General features: G+C 42.4%; 16 protein-coding genes, 1 tRNA gene and 2 rRNA genes. 6 read left to right on the top strand and 13 right to left on the bottom strand.

What is annotated here, in order from left to right; all coding sequences use genetic code 11:
• Positions 1 to 149: 149 nt before the first annotated feature.
• Entirely contained in the window at positions 150 to 1979 is a 1830-nt protein-coding gene (gene ilvD / locus AC4CU2_RS00205) for a dihydroxy-acid dehydratase (RefSeq protein WP_490768140.1), read from the bottom strand.
• A gap of 471 nt (positions 1980 to 2450) precedes the next feature.
• Between ilvD and fmt the strand changes: the two genes are divergently transcribed.
• Both fmt and rsmB read left to right on the top strand, forming a co-directional pair.
• Positions 2451 to 3410 carry a methionyl-tRNA formyltransferase gene (gene fmt / locus AC4CU2_RS00200; protein WP_490768139.1) on the top strand — a complete coding sequence of 320 codons (960 nt, stop codon included), beginning with the start codon at positions 2451 to 2453 and terminating at the stop codon, positions 3408 to 3410.
• Positions 3410 to 4714, top strand: a complete 1305-nt coding sequence (rsmB, locus tag AC4CU2_RS00195; RefSeq protein ID WP_490768138.1) for a 16S rRNA (cytosine(967)-C(5))-methyltransferase RsmB — start codon at positions 3410 to 3412, stop codon at positions 4712 to 4714. Before fmt ends, rsmB begins: the two co-directional genes overlap by 1 nt.
• A gap of 86 nt (positions 4715 to 4800) precedes the next feature.
• On the opposite strand, the gene AC4CU2_RS00190 is transcribed toward rsmB, so the two are convergent.
• Together AC4CU2_RS00190 and AC4CU2_RS00185 are read right to left on the bottom strand one after the other, a co-directional pair.
• Positions 4801 to 5352 carry a hypothetical protein gene (locus AC4CU2_RS00190; RefSeq protein WP_346311917.1) on the bottom strand — a complete coding sequence of 184 codons (552 nt, stop codon included), beginning with the start codon at positions 5350 to 5352 and terminating at the stop codon, positions 4801 to 4803.
• Positions 5352 to 10538 carry an SdrD B-like domain-containing protein gene (locus tag AC4CU2_RS00185; protein ID WP_490768137.1) on the bottom strand — a complete coding sequence of 1729 codons (5187 nt, stop codon included), beginning with the start codon at positions 10536 to 10538 and terminating at the stop codon, positions 5352 to 5354. The genes AC4CU2_RS00190 and AC4CU2_RS00185 overlap by 1 nt, the downstream gene beginning before the upstream one ends.
• Here AC4CU2_RS00185 and AC4CU2_RS00180 point away from each other — a divergent pair, their 5' ends adjacent.
• Positions 10539 to 11471, top strand: coding sequence for an IS5-like element ISAba12 family transposase (locus AC4CU2_RS00180; RefSeq protein ID WP_063454701.1), 933 nt, complete (start codon positions 10539 to 10541; stop codon positions 11469 to 11471).
• 7 nt (positions 11472 to 11478) lie between these two features.
• Here the strand turns inward: AC4CU2_RS00180 and AC4CU2_RS00175 are convergent, their stop codons facing one another.
• From AC4CU2_RS00175 to AC4CU2_RS00165, 3 genes are all read right to left on the bottom strand, one after another.
• Entirely contained in the window at positions 11479 to 11991 is a 513-nt protein-coding gene (locus tag AC4CU2_RS00175) for a hypothetical protein (protein WP_490768136.1), read from the bottom strand.
• A 194-nt stretch (positions 11992 to 12185) separates the two neighbouring features.
• Positions 12186 to 12854, bottom strand: coding sequence for a COG1470 family protein (locus AC4CU2_RS00170; RefSeq protein ID WP_490768135.1), 669 nt, complete (start codon positions 12852 to 12854; stop codon positions 12186 to 12188).
• A 15-nt stretch (positions 12855 to 12869) separates the two neighbouring features.
• The gene (locus tag AC4CU2_RS00165) at positions 12870 to 15224 is read right to left on the bottom strand and encodes an isopeptide-forming domain-containing fimbrial protein (RefSeq protein ID WP_490768134.1); all 2355 of its coding nucleotides are present in this window, start codon (positions 15222 to 15224) and stop codon (positions 12870 to 12872) included.
• Positions 15225 to 15287: 63 nt separating this feature from the next.
• Between AC4CU2_RS00165 and AC4CU2_RS00160 the strand changes: the two genes are divergently transcribed.
• Positions 15288 to 15593: an IS630 transposase-related protein gene (locus tag AC4CU2_RS00160; protein ID WP_000122230.1), complete on the top strand. Its 306-nt coding sequence runs from the start codon at positions 15288 to 15290 to the stop codon at positions 15591 to 15593.
• A 47-nt stretch (positions 15594 to 15640) separates the two neighbouring features.
• Positions 15641 to 16135, top strand: coding sequence for an IS630 family transposase (locus AC4CU2_RS00155; protein ID WP_004781677.1), 495 nt, complete (start codon positions 15641 to 15643; stop codon positions 16133 to 16135).
• 600 nt (positions 16136 to 16735) lie between these two features.
• On the opposite strand, the gene AC4CU2_RS00150 is transcribed toward AC4CU2_RS00155, so the two are convergent.
• Positions 16736 to 16879 carry a methionine/alanine import family NSS transporter small subunit gene (locus tag AC4CU2_RS00150; protein ID WP_005401426.1) on the bottom strand — a complete coding sequence of 48 codons (144 nt, stop codon included), beginning with the start codon at positions 16877 to 16879 and terminating at the stop codon, positions 16736 to 16738.
• Between the two features lie 9 nt (positions 16880 to 16888).
• Positions 16889 to 18367, bottom strand: a complete 1479-nt coding sequence (locus AC4CU2_RS00145) for a sodium-dependent transporter (protein ID WP_490768133.1) — start codon at positions 18365 to 18367, stop codon at positions 16889 to 16891.
• Between the two features lie 523 nt (positions 18368 to 18890).
• On the opposite strand from AC4CU2_RS00145, the gene AC4CU2_RS00140 reads away from it, so the two are divergent.
• Positions 18891 to 19037: a hypothetical protein gene (locus AC4CU2_RS00140; RefSeq protein WP_160361970.1), complete on the top strand. Its 147-nt coding sequence runs from the start codon at positions 18891 to 18893 to the stop codon at positions 19035 to 19037.
• 290 nt (positions 19038 to 19327) lie between these two features.
• Here AC4CU2_RS00140 and AC4CU2_RS00135 read toward each other — a convergent pair whose 3' ends face one another.
• The 5 genes from AC4CU2_RS00135 to AC4CU2_RS00115 form a co-directional block, all read right to left on the bottom strand.
• Positions 19328 to 19888: a DUF4256 domain-containing protein gene (locus AC4CU2_RS00135; RefSeq protein ID WP_490769190.1), complete on the bottom strand. Its 561-nt coding sequence runs from the start codon at positions 19886 to 19888 to the stop codon at positions 19328 to 19330.
• A gap of 142 nt (positions 19889 to 20030) precedes the next feature.
• Positions 20031 to 21389 (bottom strand): MFS transporter, encoded by a 1359-nt coding sequence (locus AC4CU2_RS00130; protein WP_184117861.1) that lies wholly within the window; start codon positions 21387 to 21389, stop codon positions 20031 to 20033.
• Positions 21390 to 21734: 345 nt separating this feature from the next.
• Positions 21735 to 21849 (bottom strand): 5S ribosomal RNA (gene rrf / locus AC4CU2_RS00125).
• A gap of 175 nt (positions 21850 to 22024) precedes the next feature.
• Positions 22025 to 24918: ribosomal RNA gene (locus AC4CU2_RS00120) — 23S ribosomal RNA — on the bottom strand.
• Between the two features lie 409 nt (positions 24919 to 25327).
• Positions 25328 to 25403 (bottom strand) — tRNA-Ala (locus AC4CU2_RS00115).
• Positions 25404 to 25469: the final 66 nt, after the last annotated feature.

The raw sequence follows: 25469 nt of genomic DNA, 5'->3' as shown, positions 1-25469 counted from the left end.
ATTTTGTTACTTTTGTGCCGTCAAAAGTAAAACCTCGTCTACGCAATAACAGTACAAACCGTACTGTAAAATGTGACTGTGCTATTTTCATTAATCCATAAAAAAGCACCCCCAAAGGAGTGCTCTTTCTTATCCGTAAAACCTACCGATTAAATTTCACGTACTGCGCCTTTAGACGCACTGGTGGTATGCATTGCATAAGCCTTTAAGGCTTTAGACACTTTACGTGGACGCTGTTCAGCAGGTTGCCAGCCTTTGGCTTCTTGTGCTTCACGGCGTGCAGCCATGGTTGCTTCATCCACCGCTAAGTGAATACTACGGTTTGGAATATCGATCTCGATACGGTCGCCATCTTCCACCAAACCAATTGCACCACCTTCAGCCGCTTCAGGCGACACGTGACCAATCGATAGACCTGATGAACCTCCCGAGAAACGACCATCGGTGAGTAAAGCACAGTCTTTACCAAGGCCTTTCGATTTTAAGTAACTGGTTGGATACAACATTTCTTGCATACCCGGACCACCACGTGGTCCTTCGTAACGAATCACCACCACATCACCAGCGGTGATTTTTCCACCTAGAATCGCTTCTACCGCTGCATCTTGGCTTTCAAACACACGTGCGGTGCCGTTGAATTTTAAGATGGAATCATCTACACCAGCTGTTTTCACAATACAGCCTTCAAGTGCAATGTTACCGTACAGGACAGCCAACCCCCCATCTTGAGAGAAGGCATGTTCAGCATTACGAATCACGCCGTTGTCACGGTCACTATCTAAACGAGAGTAGTAACGGTCTTGTGAAAATGCGGTTTGCGTCGGCACACCACCCGGTGCTGAACGGAAGAATTGATAAACGTCTTCATCTTCAGTACGAATGATGTCCCACTTATCCAAAGCATCTTTTAAGGTTTTTTCATGCACAGTCGGTACAGACGTATCCAATAAACCGGCACGATCCAATTCACCCAAGATCGACATGATACCACCTGCACGATGGACATCTTCCATGTGCACATCTTGTTTTGCAGGTGCAACTTTACACAGTACCGGCACTTTACGTGACAAACGGTCAATGTCGGTCATGGTAAAGTCAACTTCCGCTTCATGCGCTGCTGCCAACAAGTGTAAAACGGTATTGGTTGAACCACCCATTGAAATATCCAGCGTCATGGCATTTTCAAAGGCTGCTTTGGTCGCGATTGAGCGTGGCAATAAGCTGTAATCGTTTTGTTCGTAATGGCGTTTGGTAATTTCAACGATCAACTGACCTGCACGCTCGAATAGTTTTTTACGGTTCGCATGGGTCGCTAAGGTTGAACCATTGCCCGGAAGGGATAGACCCAACGCTTCGGTTAAACAGTTCATTGAGTTTGCTGTAAACATGCCTGAACACGAACCACAGGTTGGACAAGCTGAACGTTCGTATTCAGCCACTTCTTCATCAGTGAAGCTGTCATCTGCTGCGACAATCATGGCATCGACAAGGTCAATCGCGTGTTCATTACCACGGATTTTCACTTTACCCGCTTCCATCGGCCCACCAGAGACGAACACCACAGGAATATTCAAGCGCATAGACGCCATCAACATGCCTGGGGTAATTTTGTCACAGTTCGAAATACAGACCATCGCATCAGCACAGTGCGCATTGACCATGTATTCCACTGAGTCCGCAATCAAGTCACGTGAAGGCAATGAATACAGCATGCCATCGTGTCCCATCGCAATACCATCATCCACTGCAATGGTATTAAATTCTTTAGCTACGCCGCCTGCCGCCTCAATTTGACGTGCCACAAGTTGACCTAAGTCTTTTAAATGGACGTGACCCGGTACAAATTGAGTGAATGAGTTGACTACCGCAATAATCGGCTTACCAAAGTCTTCGTCTTTCATCCCCGTTGCGCGCCATAAGCCACGCGCACCCGCCATGTTTCTTCCGTGTGTTGATGTTTTTGAACGATAGTCAGGCATTGTACTTTTCCAACATAGTTGTGCTTGAGATGAATGTCCACATTCACTCTGGCTAAAATCTGAGTTCTGAGAGTGTCAAACTGTCAAAAATTTAAACATAACATATTCGCATTCTGCGTAAATCTCGTTTTTAGGCATCTCGACCTAAATTATCGAAGGCAGTATGTTTGCGCGCTACATTTTAACCGATGAGCTGACATTCAATTGCATATGGAAACTACTATAACCCGTTCAATCGCCTTGCAATACAAAACTTCTATGAATAATTTTTAAATTTTGCATGAGTTTTATTTATATGAAATACAAATTTTGAACGATACGCTATCAAGGATCCTTCCGCTATTTTTTGAATAAAACTCTCGCACATCATCTAGTTAGAACTACTCTATCGGCTTTTTATGCAGGATAAATCTGTAGCTGCTCGAGTTTTGCTATAATTGTTTTAATCTTCTCCTTTTTTCCGAGTATTTCTTGAAAATCATCTTTGCAGGCACGCCCGAATTTGCGGCTGTGGCATTAGACGCTCTCCTAAAAACAGAACACGAAATTGTAGCCGTCTATACGCAACCTGACCGTAAAGCAGGTCGTGGGCAGAAACTTACTGCTTCAGCCGTGAAGCAGTTGGCTTTAGCACATGATATTCCTGTCTATCAACCGCTGCATTTTAAGTCTTCAACTGAAGAAGGCTTAGCGGCTCAGGCTGAATTGAAAGCCTTAAATGCAGATGTCATGGTGGTGGCGGCTTATGGCCTGATTTTGCCTCAAGTGGTTTTGGATACGCCTAAATATGGCTGTTTAAACATTCACGGTTCGCTGTTGCCACGCTGGCGGGGTGCAGCACCTATTCAACGCGCAATTTCTACTGGAGATACCGAAACTGGGGTCACCATTATGAAAATGGCCGCAGGTTTGGATACGGGCGATATGATGTATAAAACCTACTGCCCGATTGAAGCTACAGATACCTCTGCAAGTTTGCATGACAAACTGGCACTCCAAGGGGCTGAAGCGACGGTCAAAGTGTTAGCCTCTGAAAGCACATTGCAGCACTATTTAGACAACCGCGAAGTGCAAGATGAAGCTTTGACAGTCTATGCACACAAACTCTCTAAGGCTGAAGCGCAAATTGATTGGACTTCAACAGCGGTGCAAATTGACCGTAATATTCGCGCATTTAACCCATGGCCTGTCGCATTTATCGCACTGGATGAAAGCAATAATCTGCGCGTTTGGGGTTCGATGTTGTCTCAAGAAAATGCCCAAGCTCAAGCTGCAGGCACCATTTTAGCCATTGATAAACACGGTGTTCATGTGGCTTGTGGCGATGAACACGCGGTGTGTTTAAACTCTCTGCAATGGCCGGGTGGTAAACCCCTAAATGCCGTACAAATTTTACAAACCCAAAAACTGAATATTGGACAAATTTTATAATGAAACAATCTCCCCACGCCTCAGGTAAGACTCTAAACTTACGTGCTCAGGTTGTTAAAACGTTATTGGCTGTCCAAAATGGTCAATCACTGGCATCGGTGCTTCAGCAACACATGGCGATTGTGTCTGACAAAGACCGTGCCTTGTACCATGAATTAGTTCTTGGCTGCTTACGTCAATGGCATGCACTTAAACAAGTGACTTTACCGTTGTTGACTAAGCCACTGGAAAACCAAGTCGTTGAAACCTGTTTATATGTAGGTTTATACCAATTGCTATGTACCCGCGTTGCAGCGCATGCCGCGATTTCTGAAACGGTAGAAGCAGCTAAACAATTGGGGATGGAAAGCTTAAGTGGTGTGGTGAATGCTATTTTGCGCCGTGCAACACGTGAAACGGAACATTTCTACGATGTTCTAGAACAAGCTTCAAATTTGCCAAGTTGGTTAGCAAAGCGTTTGAAAAAAGACTGGGGCGAGCAACTGGCTGAAATTAGCTACGAGCTGAAACAAGTTGCACCCTTAACCTTGCGCGTCAACACCTTGCAAGTTAGCCGTGACGAATATCTGGAAATTTTAGAAGATGAAGGCATTGAAGCACACGCATGTGAACTTTCAAATGTTGGCATTGTGCTGGATGACAGTCTTCATATCCCAAGCCTGCCGGGTTTTGAAGTAGGTGGTTTTTCAGTCCAAGATGAACATGCGCAACTCTGTGCAACTTTGTTACCCGACTTGAATGGCAAATTTGTAATTGATGCTTGTGCAGCACCTGGCGGCAAGACAGCGCATATTTTAGAGATGTATCAGCCGAAAAAACTGATTGCACTCGACCAAGATGAAAAACGCTTAAAACGTGTCTCTGAAAACTTAGAGCGTTTGGCTTTAAATGAAAAGTATGTCGACATTATCACTGCCGATGCAGTGAAATGGACATCGCCTGAACTGGCGGATTGTATCGTTCTCGATGCACCCTGTTCTGCCATTGGAGTAATCCGTCGCCATCCCGATATTCGTTTACTGCGTCAGTCAGGCGATATTGCTAAAACAGTACAACTCCAAAAGCAAATTCTTGAAAATATGTGGCAACAACTCAAAGTCGGCGGCACATTGCTATACATCACCTGCTCGATTTTGAAAGCCGAAAATGAACAGCAAATGGTCGACTTCTTTGCTGAGCATACGGATGCGAAAGAAATTAAAATTGATGCCGATTGGGGTGTTGAGCAGATTCATGGTCGCCAACTACTCCCACAAGTAGGGCGTGGCGATGGTTTTTATTATTGTCGCATTGAAAAAATTTAAAAATAAAAGGAGCTGAAAGGCTCCTTTTTTCATGTGTGTACTGATTGCAGTTACTGCAATTTTTCTAAAAAGCGAACTGCTTTAAGTTAAAGTGTGCCACAGTTTTCAGATAAATATGTGGCTTGATCCATCAACCGTTCTGCAGAAGCAAAAATCTCACGCGAATGATGCCAACCTAATTCACGGTACTCAGCAGCCGCCCAAACCAAATTCACTTCAGCTTGTGCAAGTTCTTTATAAGCACACTGAAATCCAGTCTGTGTTTTTATGGTTGTGGCACGCGTCCATAAATCACGGCGCATCAGTTGGGAAAATGGTAGCATTGGTGTTTCTATACTTAACGTTGCACGCTGATCTGCATATACAATGTCTAAGACCTGCTGATAGATCAGATCAATATTTTGACGCTTCGCTTTTTCACTATATTCATGGTCAGCATAACTCAGCCATGTTCGTGCTTTTTCTAACTGGTACTTGTCTCGCACGTCCATCGCTTGCTCAATTGCAGTGTGCAATTGCTCATGCACCTGCTGCTGCGAAACTGGATAATTTGAGCTGACAGGGACCTCTGCAGCATGCGCCACCACCGTACCCAAAGCCAGAAGCCACAATACATGTTTAGCATAGTGTTTCAACATTATTTAGGCTCCAAGGCTTTATTGACTGAAGGCTTATTTTTGTTAAATAGGTTTTCGTCAAATTTGAAGCGGAAACGGAAATATGCACCATCCATCGTTGTATCACTATCGATCAGATCTTTATCTTGATAGCCCACAAAGTTATATCCACCTGAAACCCAAAGGTTCGACGCTAGTAGATAACCCACTTCAACCCCTGCCATCAACTTGGTTCCATCCGAAACACTGTTCCACATCACGCCAGCATTCACTCCTGCATCCCAACGCTCATTAATGTCGTACATAAAACGACTGTTGAGCATTTGAGTCATACCACTGGTTTGCAGTAGATCATAAGTTTCATCCAAATATTTAACCGCATATTGCCCAGATACATGCACCGAACGTGTTGGATGATAATTCATATGATGAGACATGATATAAACATTGCGCTCATATGGATCATTCAGCGTTGTTTCATTTTTCTCGTAGCGATATTCAATTTTGCTCAATGAGTCAAAACGATTGGTTGCCAAATCACGATATGCAGCACCGACCTGAACACGGTCAATCACGCGATCGCCAGAATCTGCAGACTTATTGTCAGTAATATTCAAGACATTTTTAGCCAATAAAGTCACTTCGTCTGAATACTTGTACGCTGTACCTAAAGTATTTAAATAGCTATCACTTTGATTAGACCAGCGCCCTTCTATACGTGCCACATTTTTCCAGCGTGGATTGGAAAGGTGTTCAAAGCCCAAAGTCGCCGCAGTGGACTCTAGTGAATCTTTATTTTCACCTTCAAAGACTTTTACTTTTTCAAAACTGGTATTAAAGAATAGACCTTCTTTAAGCTGCCAACGATTACGCACACCCATCGCGGCTTCAGCTTCACGTGCGCTCATACCATCACGTACACGATATTCACTAAACACAGAGCCATCACGCATATATTCACTGTCTAAACCAAAAACGGTAGTATTACGTTTTTGCGTGTCATTGAGTTCGTATAATCCGCCTATACTTGAAATGAACTCATGGCGCGCATAGGCATGAATATTTTTATAAACTTGTGCATCTCCACCTACAGCAAATACACGGCGGTCACTATCCGCGATGTCTTGCTCATATTCTAGGAAAGCACTTGAACCATCAAAAGGGAGTGCTGTTTTTAATTTAGCGCGCACAGTGGTGCCGTCATATGGCGTTTCAACACTTTGGGTTGAAGCACTGGCTGCATTGGCTGACTCATTATAATAACGTGCACCCAGCTCTAAACTTACAATACGGTTAATCGCTTTCTCAATCGAAGCGCTCACGCCATGGCGAACACCTTCATTCACGCTATCTTCAGTTCTTACCGCTTCAACACGTAAAATACCAAACTGATCTAAACGTGCATTGAGTTTGACTGCACTTTCTTTGCGCCCTGAACTGATTGAAGACGCCGCATTACGGAAACCTTCATCTGCTTGTTGATGGTAAGCACGTAAATCGACCTTGTCATTTTTGTATTCCAATTCAACGCGTGCCGCTGTGCTATCACCAGATGTGTCTGTACTATTTGACGCATTCACATCTGTCAATTGGTCAAGGTTTAGGGCATCGTGGTCAGAATATGCATATTCCGCAATCAGTTTGGTCTTATCATTCCAATGAATGACGGTATTGGCACTGGCAATTTTCTCTTGATCCATAGGATCATCATTTTGAATATAAGAGCCACCCACCGTCACTTTGTCATTGAGTTTATAATGGCCATTCACGCCAGCAACGGTATATTCCTGCCCCCCTTGATCCGACTCTACCGTAATCCGTAGATAAACAGGATTCAGGTTTTCATCAATACTGCTCAACGGTGAGGTCAGGTAAATACTGTTGGTATAGGTATCTACTTGGTAGTCGCTGAAGCGATTTAAAGTACGCTGCGCAATAATCAAACCTGGATTGTTACGATCACGAACAATCACTTCCACCTTTTCACTATTTTCTAAAATATCGTCGGTATCAATACCTAAAGAATATGGGCCAGAAACCCCCATTGCACGTAATTCATTCACGATTTGCGTTGCATTGGTTCGTGCTGCGAAGCCCGAAACTTGGTAACGATCCCCTTCAACAGTTGACTTCAGACCTGTCAATGAACGGCTGTATTGCCCCAGTGAAAGCCCTTCGTCATTTTCAGTACGTGTAACATAGTCCCCATACATGGCATAAGAACGCCCCTTATCCACACGGACATACAGTTTACTGGTGGACTGCGCATCAAACCCTTTTGCCGATGCATCACCATACACGGGGTAATATTCATCTGGACGGATATCACGGAATAGGCGCTGATTATTTTCTTTGCTTGAGTCATAAGCCAAAGTCAGTAAATAATCTCCGCGCACCTTCCCTTTCAAGAATAAAGCCGCACGACCACGAATGGCGGTTTCACCATCCCCCGAACTGGATAAATCATTCAGTTCTTCTTCAAAGCCATCTTGAGTCGAACTCTGTGATAAATTTTTTGGGTCGAATTTGTTCAGTGCAAATGAACCTTCGATAATCCCCGCAACCAACATTGGGCGTAATTCTGCTAAAAAGCGAACAGGAACTGCCTGCTCATAAATACCACTACGAATACGCAGTACACCTGAACCCGCTTCTAATGGCGCAAGGACTGGGATCACCAGTGAGCCACCTTCAACAAAAACTTGAATACCCGGTTTATCTGGATCTAAATCTTTGAGTTGAACCGTTCCCACCGATGTTTCTATCGTAATTGGGGTAAGTGTTGCAACAGCCGTACCATTGCGGTCAAGCACCTTAACAACAACCTGATAAACGTCTTTGCCATTGGCATAAACCACTTGTTCTACAGGCTGCGCAGCCAGTTGACTCATCGCATCTGGTGCGATTACTGTCACTTGCTGTTGGTCACGTAGATTGCCAAAGCTATCGTACTGGCGAACTGCAACTGTGTTTTTACCTGCAAGTAGCGGCACACCAATAAAGTCTAAACCAGCAACTCCATGCTCTTGATAAGCTGCTTTTTTACCAATACGTTTTTCCGAAATTTGCTCGTCATTCACAAATAAACGGATGTCAGTTCCTAAAGCACCTTTCACCTGAATGGTTGCTTGTTGAGCAGGTAGTACTTGCTGTTCATTTAAATTCAAAATTGCAAGTTGGTTCGACTCAGAACGTTGTAGTTCTTGCTCTAAATCTAAAATCGTTGGTGTTTTAACAGGTTCAACTTGAACCGTTTTAACGTCTTTAATCTGTTCTTTTTTATATTCAATATTACAGTTTGCCGAAGCCCCTGAAGCACTAATACAACCACTTGCAGGCTGACCTTGAACATCAGTCACATAACTGCTCTGTGCATCTACGTTTAAATCTTGGCGTAAGGTTTGCTCAAGTGCATCAAGTTGCGCATCAATTTTGCTACGACGGGCTTCAATTTGTGTTACCAATGCCTGACTACATTCGCCTGCGGTATCTGCAATCGCGAAATCGGCACGGTGCAATTCACCACGTTTTAGGTCCACAAATCGGCTGGCTGGATCACCCGCTTGACGGTTACTGATCAGTACCAACTCAGCATTATTCGGTAAAGTGGTATTGTCAACTTTAAGAACATGGGTAATCGGTTTAATGCCATAGAAGTTATATTTCCCTTCACGGTCAGTGACCACAAAGTTACCATCTTCCATATAAATACGAACACCTGGAACACCAAGCTCGCCCACATCTTGCACCCCATTACGGTTACAGTCGGTAAAGACTTTACCTACCACAAAACCATCTGGACTAAATACTCCCGGTGTAACTTTGACTGCCGCTTGCGCTTCATTTGAAGTCGTATTTTTATTGTCTTGCGCATAAACACGGTTAATCCCATCGCCACTTAAAGCATTTGGCCCAACATACACACGGTATTGAACTTTCGCTTCTTGTTTCGGTGTCAGTGTCCCTAAACCTAAAGTTAAATAAGGACCTTTGCCACCCTGAGGGTCTTTACTCTTTTGACCATTGACCCGTGTAGTGCCTGACACATACACAAAGCCACGTGGCAAAGTATCTTTCATATTGACGTCATACAGTGTTGAGTCACCCATATTGGCAACCGTCACCATATAATCTTTAAAGTCACCAATCTCAGCTGTTTTATCGCCCACTACTTCTTTTTTAATGACCAATTTGTCATTAATTGGCGTCACAATATCAACTGGGTCGATTGGGATATCAATATTGAGTGCAGCATCACCTGTTTTTAAAGTGAAGTTTCCGCCATAAGACCATGAAGCATCGACCACACGCTGATCAAAATTATTATAAATGGTTTTGTCACTGGTAAATTTATAGCGGGTTCCACCTGCAATCGTAGAGGTGTCGATATATAAGCTATAAGTACCATTTTCAACATAAGGGTAAATAAACTCACCATCACTATTGGTTACCTGCTTTGCAGGAATAGCAACTTTGTCCCCTGTGGTTTCATCTAGTTTATAAGCAACATTTTCAGCAGGTTTACCATTGGCGTCCAATAAAGTAACGGTTGCACCCGCAACAGGTTGATTGGTTTTGGCATCAAAAACCACACCATATGGATCAATGAGTACATTGGTATCCACATCACTAATACTGTTTGTGGAGTTACCATTTTCATCCAAGCAATCCGTTAAGCTAACAACCACTTGATCACGCTTAACCGTTTGTAGAATTTGATCATTCTGCTGTGCTGTCGCAGACTCCTGCGTAGGTAATGAAAACCGGAATATGCCTGTGTTGATACCTGTTTCAACACCCTGTACATATTCAATATCACCAGTTTTCGTCGATTGAACTTTGATTTTAACTTTGTCTACACTGCTGCGCGTGGCATTACACATGGCACTATTTGCAGCAATATACAACGGCTTACTTAAACTGCCAGTCGCTAAAATATTAGAATAATCTTTGCTGCTATTAGTGATGGAAGAGCTTCCACCCACTATGGTGACCACTTCATTCGACAGAGTCTTTTTAATATTTGAGACTAGGCCATGCTCAACACTAAAGATGTTGGAAATCGATGTACGACTAATATTAGAGTTCATAGTCACAACCAGTTCGACCGTTTCAGTCGCATTGGCTGCTAACGCTTGCGGATAAGCCACCACGGCTTTGTTGCACAAACCTATCTGTAAAGGGTTTTTCAGCGATATAATTTTCAAATGAAGAAGCCTACACACAAAATCTACCGCACAACCAATTGGCCCGCATATAACCGAGCACTCATGAGTCGCGGAAATATTGCCATTTGGTTTGATCCTGCTACGCAATGGTATGCGCCATCAAAAGGCAAACAAGGGCGAAATCAAACCTACTCTGACGCAGCCATCCAATGCTGCTTAATGATTAAATCCTTATTCCGTCTGTCTTTACGTATGGTCACTGGCTTTGTGCAAAGTCTGATTAAACTTTGCGGATTAAATTGGATAGCTCCAGATTACACCACGCTTTGTAGAAGACAAAAGCATATTGATATTGTAATCAGCTACCAAAAAAGTAGCGATGGGCTGCATCTACTCATGGACTCTACAGGCATGAAGTTTCTAGGTGAGGGCGAATGGAAACGCAAGAAACATGGACCTGAATATCGTCGCCAATGGCGTAAACTTCATATTGGTATAGATGCTAAAACCCTACAAATACGAGCAGTTCAGCTTACAACCAATAATGTCAGTGATTCACAGGTGCTTGGTGATTTACTTAATCAGATTCCACAAGATGAGCAGATTAACTCTGTTTATACCGATGGAGCTTATGACACCAAGCAATGCCGTCAGGTCATTGCAGATCGGCAAGCGCATGCGGTGATTCCACCTAGAAAAAATGCGAAACCATGGAAAGATACAAAGAGTAGCTCGCTAGAGCGAAATGAATTACTTCGAACAATTAAACGTTTAGGCAGGACACTATGGAAAAAATGGTCAGGCTATCATCGGCGAAGTTTGGTTGAAACTAAGATGCATTGCATCAAATTATTAGGAGATAAACTCAGCGCAAGGAGTTTTGATAGCCAAGTGAATGAAATCCATGCACGTGTAGCAGTCCTTAACAGATTTACGGAATTAGGTCGACCACTTACCCAAGTTACGCCTTAAATTTAGCTCAATTAGGGGCGCTTTGCATTTCAAATCTTTGTGCAACAAAGCCAGCCACCACTAAAGTATTGATGAGTGATTTATCGTTCGGAATCTGTTGGGTAAATTTATCTTGACCTAATGGATATAGCACCAAAGCTTTTGTGTTATTTGCTTTTGCTGATTTAAACGTAGTGTTGGCTGGTAACTCGTCCAATAACACCACAGCATTAATGGTTTGACCATCGACCTCAATCGGCTTAGTACCCGAATTACGCGTAGAGGTATTTTTTACGTTTAAGCTATAAATTAAATCGTAAGACTGACCTGCTTTTGGTTCGAAATTACTTTTATCGACTGCTTTGGTTGCCGTTAACTGAGGTAAAAAACTAATTAGGCCGTTAACAGCATCTGCAATAGCTGTTGGATCTTGAATAACATATGCACGCAGCGGTAAATCAACTTGTTGACTATCATTTAAAGAGCTCGATGAATCAGCCACGACCCATAGGTCAACTTGTTGACCACTTTCTAAACTCAAATGCCCCGTCACCAATAAGTCTGAACGATCAAACTCACCATTTTGGTTACTGTCGACATAAATTTTTATATTGGATAATTCTGGAACCGAATTTTTATCAATTGAAATATCGGCTTGTGTATTACTGTGATTGGTTAGAGTGTTTAACCAAATGACTTTTGCACCCGCATTAATCTCTTGACGAGCTGGTGAAGTTAGACTAATGACATATTGGGGATTAAACGGACGGTTGCGATATCCCCATTCACGACGGTTGTTTTATCAAAACTCTTGGTTAAATTTAAAACTGCCTGATCCGTGATGCGAGATGTATCAATGTTATTTTGAGTCAGACTGGGTTGTTGTGTAGAGGTCGCTGTGAGTTGAATCTGACTGGAGCTATTTACGGCAGCTGATGAAGGAATAATGGCTTTAATAATCAGTGCAACCGTCTCTCCAGCATTTAAGCTATATTGGCTAATCGGAGTATTAGTGTCTGCAACACCATTTCGATCGGCATCTAAATAAATTTCAATATTGCTATGGGTAAAACTCCCCCCTGCAATTTGACTGCCCACCAAATTATAAAGATCGCGTTCGTTCCCAGTATTGGTTAGAACATGGTGATAATAGACCGCCTGCCCTGGACGCACATATTCCGTTCGGTTATCTTTCAAACCGAGGTTATAAACAGGAATCACCGTGGTTTGAACCAAGTTGGAACGTGCCACTTGAACTACGGTAGAGCCTTCTTCTTTGTATTCACCCACAGCCATGTTACTGATGACCAGAGCATCAGCAAAAACCCAAGTCGATGCTGTTGCCCCCAACAAGCTCAGCATGGCAATACGCATATTTCGAATCATTTTCTTTTCTGCAAACATTTTCCGAGCCTACTCTTAAGGGTTAACACGAATAACAAAGTAGAAATTGGCTTCTTGGCTTGGATCTAAACTACTCACCAAAGCAGAAACTTTGTCACCAGAAGATAAATTTGTACCTGACGGAACAATGACAGGCGTTCCTACTAGGCTGGTATAAGCTGGAACAACATCATTAAACTGCACATTCTTCACCACTGAACCACCATCATTTTTAAGTGTCAGCTTATACACCACACATTGATTTGGCTTGACTGAAACCAACTGGGTGGAATAGCTCAAAGATGCTAAATTAGTGGTGGTACAGCTACTATTCGCTGCTTGTGTTTTAACTAACTGTAAATGCCCTGTTGCAACCGTGGTCACATCTGTATTTTTTAAGTTATCTAAATGAATGCCATTAAAATCAGACACTTCAACCACGATATCCGCCTGACTCACCACACCTTCTGTTGCAGAAGGGGCCGCCTGAACTTTAAGTAAAAGTTGAATATCAGCCTGCGCCAATAAGCCCGCACTACCCAAAAGCTGATTTAAACTGGTTGTTGCGCTAATAATTTGGTCTGCACTATCAATCTGACCATTTTTATTTGCATCATAATAAAGGGTATAAACAAAGCCATCATTTCTAAGTGGTACAACTTTCAAATTCACTTGAGAACCTGCATTTGCACCTTCTGCAATATTGCCCAAATTCTTTAAAGTATGCGCATAGACAATCGTGCCACCCACACTTACCTGACCTTGCTGATCATTGGTCAGGGTGAGTAAGCGTGCGACATTACTTTCAATTTGGTTCTTAATCGAGTCCGCTTGTTGATTAACTGGTGATTGAATCGCAAACCAAATCGGCGCTGTAAAATTCTGTTGGCTTACGTCAACATCAATCACTGCACAATATGCCTTGCTTGCTCCTGCACCTAAGGTTCCCGTATTGGTAATTTGCTTACCCACCGTTTGACAGCTGGCATCACCTTCATAAAATTTGACGCTAAAACCTGTTTTAGTGGTAGGCATAATATTGGCGACATCAATCGCGCTAAAGGATGCATACAAATTATAGTTATTGGCTTGGGTTGAATTATTCTTTGCCACCAAAGGAAAAACCGCTTTACCCGAAGTAACTTTAACCGTACGTAAGGGTTGACCGGCATTATCCACGATCCCCACGCCTAAACCCGATTGGTCAGCATTATATAAATCACTGCTGCTGGATGCAGCAGTCAAAACTGTAATTTGGTTACGAATCGGGTCAGAGACTGTACTTGAAGCAATGGATGTCGCAACCACATCAATATTGATATTGCTGACACTGCTGCTACAGCCTGTAGAGGCCGATACTCCAACCTGAATTTGTTTTACCGCCGCATTTGAAATCGAACCTGTGTCGACTTTACCGTCACCATTGGTATCCGTAAGTAAAGTTTTTCCGTCCTGCGTGTAAAAATTAACTTTGGCACAGCTAGGCAAATTGTTTGAGCTATAACTTAAATTATAAGTATCTGTGGTATTACCAATGTTCCAAACATAGTTATTAAAGAAAACCTCTTGCCCTGGTTTCAAACTGGCTTGAATCACTAAGTTATCAGGACTGTTATTCGGGTTACCGACGTTCGTTGCTGAACTGGATTTATTATTTAAAACCACCCCATAGACAGCAGCCAAATTATAGATCACGGTATTGGAGAAACTGCTCAGTTTTACCGTGGTATTATCCATGTCATATTGTACAAAACCTGCCGTGTTTGGAATTTTATTGGCAGCACCTTGTTTCACTTTGGCTTTAAAAGCCAATGTGCCTGATGTGAGCGGTGCAACAGCCGTAATACTGGCTTCTAGACTCTTCCCATCAGGTTTAAGTTGATAGGCTATTCCTGTATTTGCAGATCCTTCTGTATCATTTGCATCGGTGAGTGCTGTGCTATTTTGATTCCAAACTGCCGACCCGGATACGTATTCTAAAGAATCATCCAACACATCTTGTAGCACGACACGACGTGTTGCTGTCCCTGTATTCCGATAGGTCAAAGTATAGGTAATCAAATCACCAATATTGCCTTCACTTGTACTTTGCGCTTTAACGAGAGAAATCACAGCATCATCGACAACGCGAATCGTATCTGTGACTTGTGCAGAAAGCGTAGCATTTTGCTGGCTCACAGCTTTGAGGTCTAAACTACTGAGCTGATTAAAAGAAACATTGGTCGGGATACTACCCACAATCACAACTGCTAAAGATTGACCCGCATTGAGCTCAATTGAACCTACCAATAAGTCTTCGGTATTATCTGGTAAACCATTTTGATCGCGGTCTGCATAGACCTTCACATTACTTAAATCAAAATTATCCGTGCTACTTTGTACTAAACCCAATGTATATCGATCAGCAGTATTACCTGTATAGTCAAATCATTATAAAACCAATACAATGGTGCAATGAGTTATTCAGAACATTTTAGACGTAAAATTTTAGCTAAGCTTGAGGAAGGTTATTCTATTCGAGCGGTAGCTGCACAATTTGAAATTAATAAAAATACCATTGTTGAATGGAAGAAACGTATAGAGATTAAAAAAACTCGTGTACGTAAACCTTCTAAAATTAACGATGATGCTTTACGTGAAGATGTTGAAAAGTATCCTGATGCTTATCAATATGAACGTGCTGCACGTTTTAATTGTGGTGTTTCATCTATTGGTGCTGCATTAAAGCGCTTAAATATTACAGTTAAAAAAAGACGTTAAGCCATCCTAAAGCAGATACAAAGCTTAGGGATAAATTTATTCTGCAAGTGAATGAATTAGAAAAAAACCATCCGATTATTTATCTGGATGAAAGTGGTTTTAAGTCACATGATTATAGACCTCATGGCTACTCACGAAAAGGAGTACCCTGTTTAGGGCAATATAATTGGCAATTAAAGAATCAGACCAATGCCATTGGAGCAATCCATGAGGGTAAGTTATTTTCAGTCGGTTTATTTGACTGCAAAATCAATTCAGATGTTTTTCATTTTTGGATTGAGCAATTCCTCATACCAGCATTACCAGAAAATAGTGTAGTGGTTATGGATAATGCAGCATTTCATAAAAGAGCAGATATTCAGGAGTTATTGGAACAACAAGGGCATAAAATTCTTTGGCTTCCTGCATACAGCCCTGATTTAAATCCTATAGAACACATGTGGGCATGGGTTAAACGTAAGCGTAAAGAATGGTTGATCGACTCAGTCGATGAGTTATTTCGAGTTTTTTTCGAATCTTGTATGAATAATAAAGTAGTTTGACTATATTGGTTAATACGTGTGGCAGATTCACAGCCCCACCGACCACACCATATTGGTTTTGGTTTTGTACTAAAGTCAGTGAGTACGTTTTTTGAACTTCCAATGCCACGGGATTGGAATTGACCAATAAAACATTCCCCATCTCATCGGTATAGTCCCCAGATGCAACGTTAGAAATATAGCTTCCCGGTTGTGGAAATGCATGTGCTTCTAATGAAAAAAAAAATAAAAACGACAGAGCAGAAAATTTCTTTTTGTTAATTTTCATATGAATTAGTCGGCGAAAGTACAAACTGTGTCACAATTCTATACTATTTTGTATCATAGTTGTTATTGTGATTGCATATTTATTAGATAAAATTTGTACAGCATACTTTTTGTTCTTTCTGGCCGTATGAATTCTTATTTATTTCAAGCCAAATTGACGTGAACACTAAGCTCCAAATCAGCTCATCAAAAAAGTTTATAGAAGCATTGTTGTATAGCACTGATGTGCGATAGCTCACTACGCCCTCGTTAAAAAAACGCCCAATGAAGCTCATCGGGCGTTTTTTAATAAGTAGATACCTATTTCAGGATGACTAAACTTTAAATCCAGTATTACAACGTATGCTGGTCTTTCACTTCTTCAAGAACATCATCGAGCTCTTCTGGATTTTTCATCAAGTGGAGAATAGACAATACGAGTCCCCCCCAAACAAACAACATTGAAATCACCATCATTATGATTGCTGAAGTATTCATTTTTTTCTCCTAGCGATCTTTAACTTTGCTGAGTACGATTGCGACGACAGCACAGAAAATCACACTGCCCCAACCAAATAGCCCTTGCAGACTCATGCTATAGGTATCGTAACCATTTCTCACCAAATTAAATAACGTCATGCTCAACGTTGTTAATAACACGAGTGAAGTAATCACGGTCAAGGTAAATGCCCAACCCTTACCGAGTTGAATCGTGGAAATACGGTTTACGTGATCACGCAACTCAATCAATGCTGAACGCTTAAACCAAGTAATACAAAGAATAGAAACAAGCGCGCCACCCACAATGCCAATGTTATTGATAAAGTGATCCACGATATCCACCAGTTTAATCGCATTCACACTTGAGAATAAGATCACTGAAACCAGTGCACTACCACCACCGATAATGGTAACTGCTTTTTTACGGCTCCATTTTAACTTATCCTGCATCGCTGCAATCGGCACTTCTAAGATACTGACCATGGAAGAAATACCAGCAACAAATAATGATGAGAAGAACAATAGACCGAATAAATCAGCACCTGCACCAAGACTTGAAATGATTTTCGGGAAAGCAATAAATGCCAAACCGATACCACCACTCACTACATCTTGAACTTCTTTGCCTGCGGCATGCGCCATAAAGCCTAATGCAGCAAAAATACCAATACCCGCCAAGATTTCAGTTGAAGCGTTGGCAAAACCAACGATTAAACCTGAGCCTGTCAAATTGGTCTTTGGCTTTAAGTAAGATGCATAAGTCACCATGATCCCGAAACCCACAGAAAGCGAGAAGAAGGTATGGCCATACGCCGCCAACCACACTTTATAGTCCATCATCGCAGACCAGTTCGGTGTAAAGAATGCATTTAAGCCTTCTGCGGCACCTGGCAAACGAAGTGATTGCACCACTAAAATGGTAAATAAAACGAACAATAAAGGCATGAAAATCTTATTCGATAATTCAACACCTTTTTTAACCCCACCAAACAGAATAATTAAGGTCAGTGCCCAAATTCCCATGATTGGCCAAAATAAATGGCTTACAAACTGTAAATCGAAACCTGTTGCTTTCGAAGTTTGTAAGTAGGTATTAAAGAAGAAACTTTCAGGGTCACTGCCCCAAGTCTGACCAATCGAGAAGTAAACATAGCTTCCCGCCCACGTCAGTACGCTGGCATAGTACAAACCAATGATGATACACACACAGACTTGCCACCAACCCAGCGTTTCACCGCCTTTAAACAAAGCCCGATAGGCTTTAGGTGGTGACCCAGAACTACGGTGTCCCGTTGCATAATCTAAAAATAACAGAGGTAAACCAGCGGTAATTAACGCCAATAAATAAGGAATAAGAAAGGCACCGCCACCATTTTCATAAGCAACATAAGGGAAACGCCAAATATTACCTAAACCTACAGCCGAACCTACAGCTGCAATAATAAAACCAGATCGTGATGTCCAGTTTTCACGAGTTCCTGACATAAAACACCTAAACCTAGGTCCCTTTTAATTGCTTTTTATTTGGTTATCTCGCAACAAAAAAGAACCATTTAATATTAATCTTGAGTGTTTGATTTAGCTTCGACCTTTTGGGTGCAAGGTTCTAAATGACAAACAGAGGAGTTTTCACAAAACCTTGGTTAAAGTGTGTCGATTAAACTTCCCTTTTATATGGTTCAACAATACTCACTTTTATAAAAATATTCTGTAATTTCTGCTTCAAATATTCCATTTTTATAATGTGTGCTGATTCAACCGTTCAATTAATCAGCTTATTTATTGTACAAAATTAGTTATAAATTAACAAACTTTTTGGAATGATTTATTACGCCTATTTTCCTGCATAAAATTTGAAGATCCTGCATCGATACTCAACCTACTGAAAAAATCAATGTAAATAACGCTAAAAGTATTACCCGCTCGCATAAAAAACATTACTTTTCACATTTTTATTCAAATGTTCACCCCATCAGGGAACATTGGCCATATTTCTAATGAACATCACATGCATAAATACGGCTTTTTAATATTGTTCTGTACTTACAGTGCAGTCGATTTACAACCGCGCGATACCAGTGATGCTCTATATTTAAAAGGAAAACGGTCAAACCCAGTCGTTGTCGAGCAGGATCAGTTCATTAAGCCAACCTAGCATTGATTAGGCTATTTAAACGATGCTGATTTAAAGTGCTAAGCAAATTATATAAGCTATTCACTTTTGTCAGCTTAGGCTTACAAATAGCGTGGTTAAAATGCTGTTTGAACAACAGCCATCACCATGTATATTTAAACCATCAGGAAACAGGACGTTTCCCAAACTTAAAACAACAATAATCAGTTTGAGCATCAGGATGTGAGATATGACAGGAGTTGTATCTAAACACTGAAATACAAAGAAACCTCGACAGGATGTCGGGGTTTCTTTTTATCTCTATCCCACAGTTAAAGCTGAATATAAGTCCGAAATCCTCGACTCTCATAGTACGAAGCAGCGCCATTATGATAGGTAAACGTACGACCATAGCGCTGATCACAAAAAATTGCCCCGCCTTGTTGACGTAATTCAGCTGGAGTCTCAACCCAACTGGATGTTTTCAAGTCAAAATTAAAGATCTGCTGTAAAATATAATACTGTTGTTCCGTCACTAAGCTTAGGCCATACGCCTGTACCCAATCTAGCACTGTATTTTCAGGCAGATGATCCTTGCGACTTAATAGTGCCTCTCGGTCATAACACATGCTCCGTCGCCCTTTTGGGGACTCAATTGAACAATCAAAAAAATACACATCTTGTGTATTCGGTAAAAACACGACATCGGGCTCACCACCGCTCATTTCCATTTGTTGTAAGGCGTATAATTTTTCTGGGGACTGCAAAAGTTTTTCTCGGACAAATGCCCAACTAATTTGCATATGACGTTCAGTATGCTGTTGAAACCGCTGTTCTAAGGTGTTGAATAAATTCTCACTTTGCTCAGGTTCGAGCTTTTTCTGCTGCTTAATCATTGTTATTGTGCTGCCCTATTTAAAGCTACCTTTAGCATAGCACTCTCCGTCAAACACGACCAAATACCATCCAACGGTACATCGATTTTGAAAAATAAAGGCCCTCACAACGAGAGCCTTTTATTTGTTTGGGGTTTGATTAAGAAGATGCTTTGATTGAACTTGAAACTTTCACCTGAGTTTTAACTGTTTCTTCAGCACTATTTAAACGGATAAAAGAAACCGCTATCGCAGCAAGTACCGCAGGAATCGCCACAGCAATAAAATTCAACTTATGTGGTAATTCCATGCCCAACAATACACCAATGACAATTGGACCCACGATTGCACCCACACGGCCAATGCCAGATGCCCAACCCAACCCTGTTGAACGAACAGCCAACGGATAATATTGAGCCACATAGCTATATAGTAAAATACTACAACCGATTGAAGCGGCTCCTGCAAGTGCAACCAATAAATAAATTACAGGTTGTGGTGAATTAAAGCCTAAACCCACCAGTGCAAATGCCCCGACAGTCAACATGCTAATAATGACAGGTTTCAAGTGGAAACGATCCGCAAGCACACCACCACCAGCAGTGCCAATCACCGCACCAATGTTCAAGGAAAGGAGGAACATTAAACTGCTGCCCATCGAATAACCCGCAGCCATCATCAGTTTTGGTAACCAGCTTCCTAGGGCATAAACCATCAATAAGCACATGAAGAAGCAGCACCAAAATAAAACTGTACCCATACCACGGCCATTTTTAAACAAGGCAGCGACAGATGCATCAGGGACTTTAGCTTCATTCAGCACTAGAACAGTATCTGAAGTTACAGTCTCTTCAGGTACCAGACGTTGAATAATGCTGCGTGCCTTTTCTGTTTGCTGGTCTTTCACTAAAAAAGTGACTGATTCAGGTAAAAATTTCCATAAAATCGGAATAAACAGTAATGGAATACCAGCAATGAAAAACATGATCTTCCAGCCAAATGTTGGCGTAAATGCAACACCTAGTAGTGCTGCCATAATCCCACCCATTGCATAGCCACTAAACATCGCGGTCACCAAAGTACTACGAAACTTCTGCGGCGCATATTCCGAAGTTAAAGCAACCAAATTCGGTAATACACCACCAATTCCAAGACCCGCAATAAAGCGTAAAATACCAAATTCAGTCGGGTTTGAAGCAAAGCCACCCGCAAAAGTGAACCCACTGAACAACGTAACACAGATAATAATGACTTTTTTACGGCCAATTTTATCGGCCAGCATCCCAAATAGCATTGCACCAAACATCATGCCTGCTAGGGCAGTACTGGCTAGCATTCCCGCTTGAACAGCCGTCATACCCCACTCTTTCATTAAAAGCGGTAAAGCCACACCGTTAATTGCTAAATCATAGCCATCAAACAAGACGACGAATAAGCACCACAAAACAACCGTTAAATGAAAAGGCTTAAACTTAGCCTGATCGATTACAGCATTTACATTCATTGTTGTCGCTGTCATTTTTGCCTCACCTCCAATTGTGAGCTTTATTATAAAAAGTGAATACAAATTCACTTTTAAATAAAATGAATCATAATTCAGTTTTTGTCTATAAATAAAACAATCGAAATGGTTTTTTTTGAAAAAATTAGACTAAAGTTGTATAAAAATGATGCGAAACGATTTGCACTTCATCGAATTCTTTGATAATTGGTAGATTTTTCACATAATTTTAATTTATATAAATGTATTTTTGTATAATTTAGCGTGTATTCTCCACTCTTCTCTTTTTAATTTATATTATTTAATATATTCAGCATAAAAAAATCCCCCTCTGCATTAAGCGGAGGGGGATTTGAATTAATGAGCTGGCGATGACTTACTCTCACATGGATAACTCCACACTACCATCAGCGCTAAGAGGTTTCACTTCTGAGTTCGGGAAGGGATCAGGTGGTTCACTCTTGCTATTGTCGCCAGCACAACTGTTTATGACTATTCGTTGGGTCTAACCTCAGAGCAGTGCTCTTCGTGCCTAACTTTCATCAAATGAGTTATTAACAGGTATATTTGAGTTGGATATTTTATCTAGCTTTATAACTAAATCAAGTTGTTTGCAGTGATTTGAACCACAACACCAACTGTTTGGGTGTTGTATAGTCAAGCCTCACGAGCAATTAGTATTGGTCAGCTTCACATATCACTATGCTTCCACATCCAACCTATCAACGTCGTAGTCTTCAACGGCTCTTTAGAGGACATAAAGTCCTAGGGAAATCTTATCTTGAGGTAGGCTTCCCGCTTAGATGCTTTCAGCGGTTATCCCTTCCGAACATAGCTACCCGGCGATGCGACTGGCGTCACAACCGGTACACCAGAGGTTCGTCCACTCTGGTCCTCTCGTACTAGGAGCAGATCCTCTCAAATTTCCAACGCCCACGGTAGATAGGGACCGAACTGTCTCACGACGTTCTAAACCCAGCTCGCGTACCTCTTTAAATGGCGAACAGCCATACCCTTGGGACCTGCTTCAGCCCCAGGATGAGATGAGCCGACATCGAGGTGCCAAACACCGCCGTCGATATGAACTCTTGGGCGGTATCAGCCTGTTATCCCCAGAGTACCTTTTATCCGTTGAGCGATGGCCCTTCCATACAGAACCACCGGATCACTAAGACCTACTTTCGTACCTGCTCGACTTGTGGGTCTCGCAGTTAAGCGCGCTTTTGCCTTTATACTCTACGCGTGATTTCCGACCACGCTGAGCGCACCTTCGTACTCCTCCGTTACTCTTTAGGAGGAGACCGCCCCAGTCAAACTACCCACCAGACATGGTCCTCGTCCCGGATAACGGGACAGAGTTAGAACCTCAATATTACCAGGGTGGTATTTCAAGATTGGCTCCACCGAAACTAGCGTCTCGGTTTCAAAGCCTCCCACCTATCCTACACAAGTAAGATCAAAGTTCAATGTCAAGCTGCAGTAAAGGTTCACGGGGTCTTTCCGTCTAGCCGCGGGTACACCGCATCTTCACGGCGAATTCGATTTCACTGAGTCTCTGCTGGAGACAGCGCCCCCATCATTATGCCATTCGTGCAGGTCGGAACTTACCCGACAAGGAATTTCGCTACCTTAGGACCGTTATAGTTACGGCCGCCGTTTACTGGGGCTTCGATCAAGAGCTTCGCTTACGCTAACCCCATCAATTAACCTTCCAGCACCGGGCAGGCATCACACCCTATACGTCCACTTTCGTGTTTGCAGAGTGCTATGTTTTTAATAAACAGTTGCAGGGGCCTGGTTTCTGTGGCTGCCAATAGCTCAAGGAGTAAATCCTATCACCGTCGGCAGCGTACCTTCTCCCGAAGTTACGGTACCATTTTGCCTAGTTCCTTCAGCAGAGTTCTCTCAAGCGCTTTGGTCTACTCGACCTGACCACCTGTGTCGGTTTCGGGTACGATTCCTATGTAACTGAAGCTTAGAGACTTTTCCTGGAAGCATGGTATCAGCCACTTCACTGTACAAGTACAGCTTGCTATCAGTTCTCAGCATACAGTACCCCGGATTTGCCTAAGATACATGCCTACAACCTTCCACCTGGACAACCAACGCCAGGCTGACTTAACCTTCTCCGTCCTCTCATCGCATTACATAGAAGTATTGGAATATTAACCAATTTCCCATCGACTACGCCTCTCGGCCTCGCCTTAGGGGTCGACTCACCCAGCCCCGATTAACGTTGGACTGGAACCCTTGGTCTTTCAGCGTGCGAGTTTTTCACTCGCATTGTCGTTACTCACGTCAGCATTCGCACTTCTGATACCTCCAGCATACTTCTCAATACACCTTCATCGGCTTACAGAACGCTCCCCTACCACTTGCAATAAATTGCAAATCCGCAGCTTCGGCATATAGTTTTAGCCCCGTTACATCTTCCGCGCAGGCCGACTCGACTAGTGAGCTATTACGCTTTCTTTAAAGGGTGGCTGCTTCTAAGCCAACCTCCTAGCTGTCTATGCCTTCCCACATCGTTTCCCACTTAACTATAATTTTGGGGCCTTAGCTGGCGGTCTGGATTGTTTTCCTCTTGACTACGGACGTTAGCACCCGCAGTCTGTCTCCCGGATAGTACTCATTGGTATTCGGAGTTTGCATCGGTTTGGTAAGTCGGGATGACCCCCTAGCCGAAACAGTGCTCTACCCCCAATGGTATTCGTCCGAGGCGCTACCTAAATAGCTTTCGGGGAGAACCAGCTATCACCGAGTTTGATTAGCCTTTCACCCCTATCCACAAGTCATCCCCTGGCTTTTCAACGACAGTGGGTTCGGTCCTCCAGTTAGTGTTACCCAACCTTCAACCTGCTCATGGATAGATCACCCGGTTTCGGGTCTACACCCAGCAACTAAACGCCCTATTAAGACTCGATTTCTCTACGGCTCCCCTATGCGGTTAACCTCGCTACTGAATGTAAGTCGCTGACCCATTATACAAAAGGTACGCAGTCACCGAACAAGTCGGCTCCCACTGCTTGTATGCATGCGGTTTCAGGATCTATTTCACTCCCCTCACAGGGGTTCTTTTCGCCTTTCCCTCACGGTACTGGTTCACTATCGGTCAGTCAGGAGTATTTAGCCTTGGAGGATGGTCCCCCCATATTCAGACAAGGTTTCACGTGCCCCGCCCTACTCGACATCATCATATAAGCCCTTTCGTGTACAGGACTATCACCCACTATGGTTGCACTTCCCAGAGCATTCCACTAGAACTTATATGACTTAATGGGCTTTTCCCCGTTCGCTCGCCGCTACTGAGGGAATCTCAATTGATTTCTTTTCCTAAGGGTACTGAGATGTTTCACTTCCCCTCGTTCGCCTCGTATGACTATGTATTCATCATACGATACCTGCCTTATGACAGGTGGGTTTCCCCATTCAGAAATCTCCGGATCACAGGATATTTGCCGCCTCCCCGGAGCTTATCGCAGGCTATTACGTCTTTCATCGCCTCTGACTGCCAAGGCATCCACCACATGCACTTAATTACTTGACTATACAACCCCAAACAGTCGTAGCACCTACAAGTAGTACTAGGACAGATCGATTGCTCGATCATACAGTTTGTTGCTCTGTGTACTTAAACACTGTACAGCTTCAATTCAATTCACATACCAAAACGCTTGATTCAGTTAATTTCGCTAGTAACTCATTTCTTCAATCTTCATCAATCAGTAATAAATCACTGTTAATGTCGATCTTAAAAACGAGTATGAACAAATTATTTCAACTCAAATATATTCTGTTAATGATTTTTCCAGCCTTCGTCAGGTCAGGAAACTGTGATAAATCACAGAAGTTAATAAGCTTCAACTTACTAATTTCTGTAATCCAACCTATCTGCGCGAAGCATAGCTTCTTGCTTAAATTTCAAGGAAAAACATTGTTTTTCTATTCTTGAAATTTGGTGGAGACTAGGAGAGTCGAACTCCTGACCTCCTGCGTGCAAAGCAGGCGCTCTACCAACTAAGCTAAGTCCCCAGCTTATCAATAAGTCAATGTCTCTGTTTTTCTGTATTCAGCATTTAATAATGCTTGTTAGTCAGA

The sequence above is a fragment of the Acinetobacter sp. 797_lipA genome, assembly GCF_058243025.1.
This window is presented reverse-complemented; position numbering and strand designations above follow the sequence as displayed.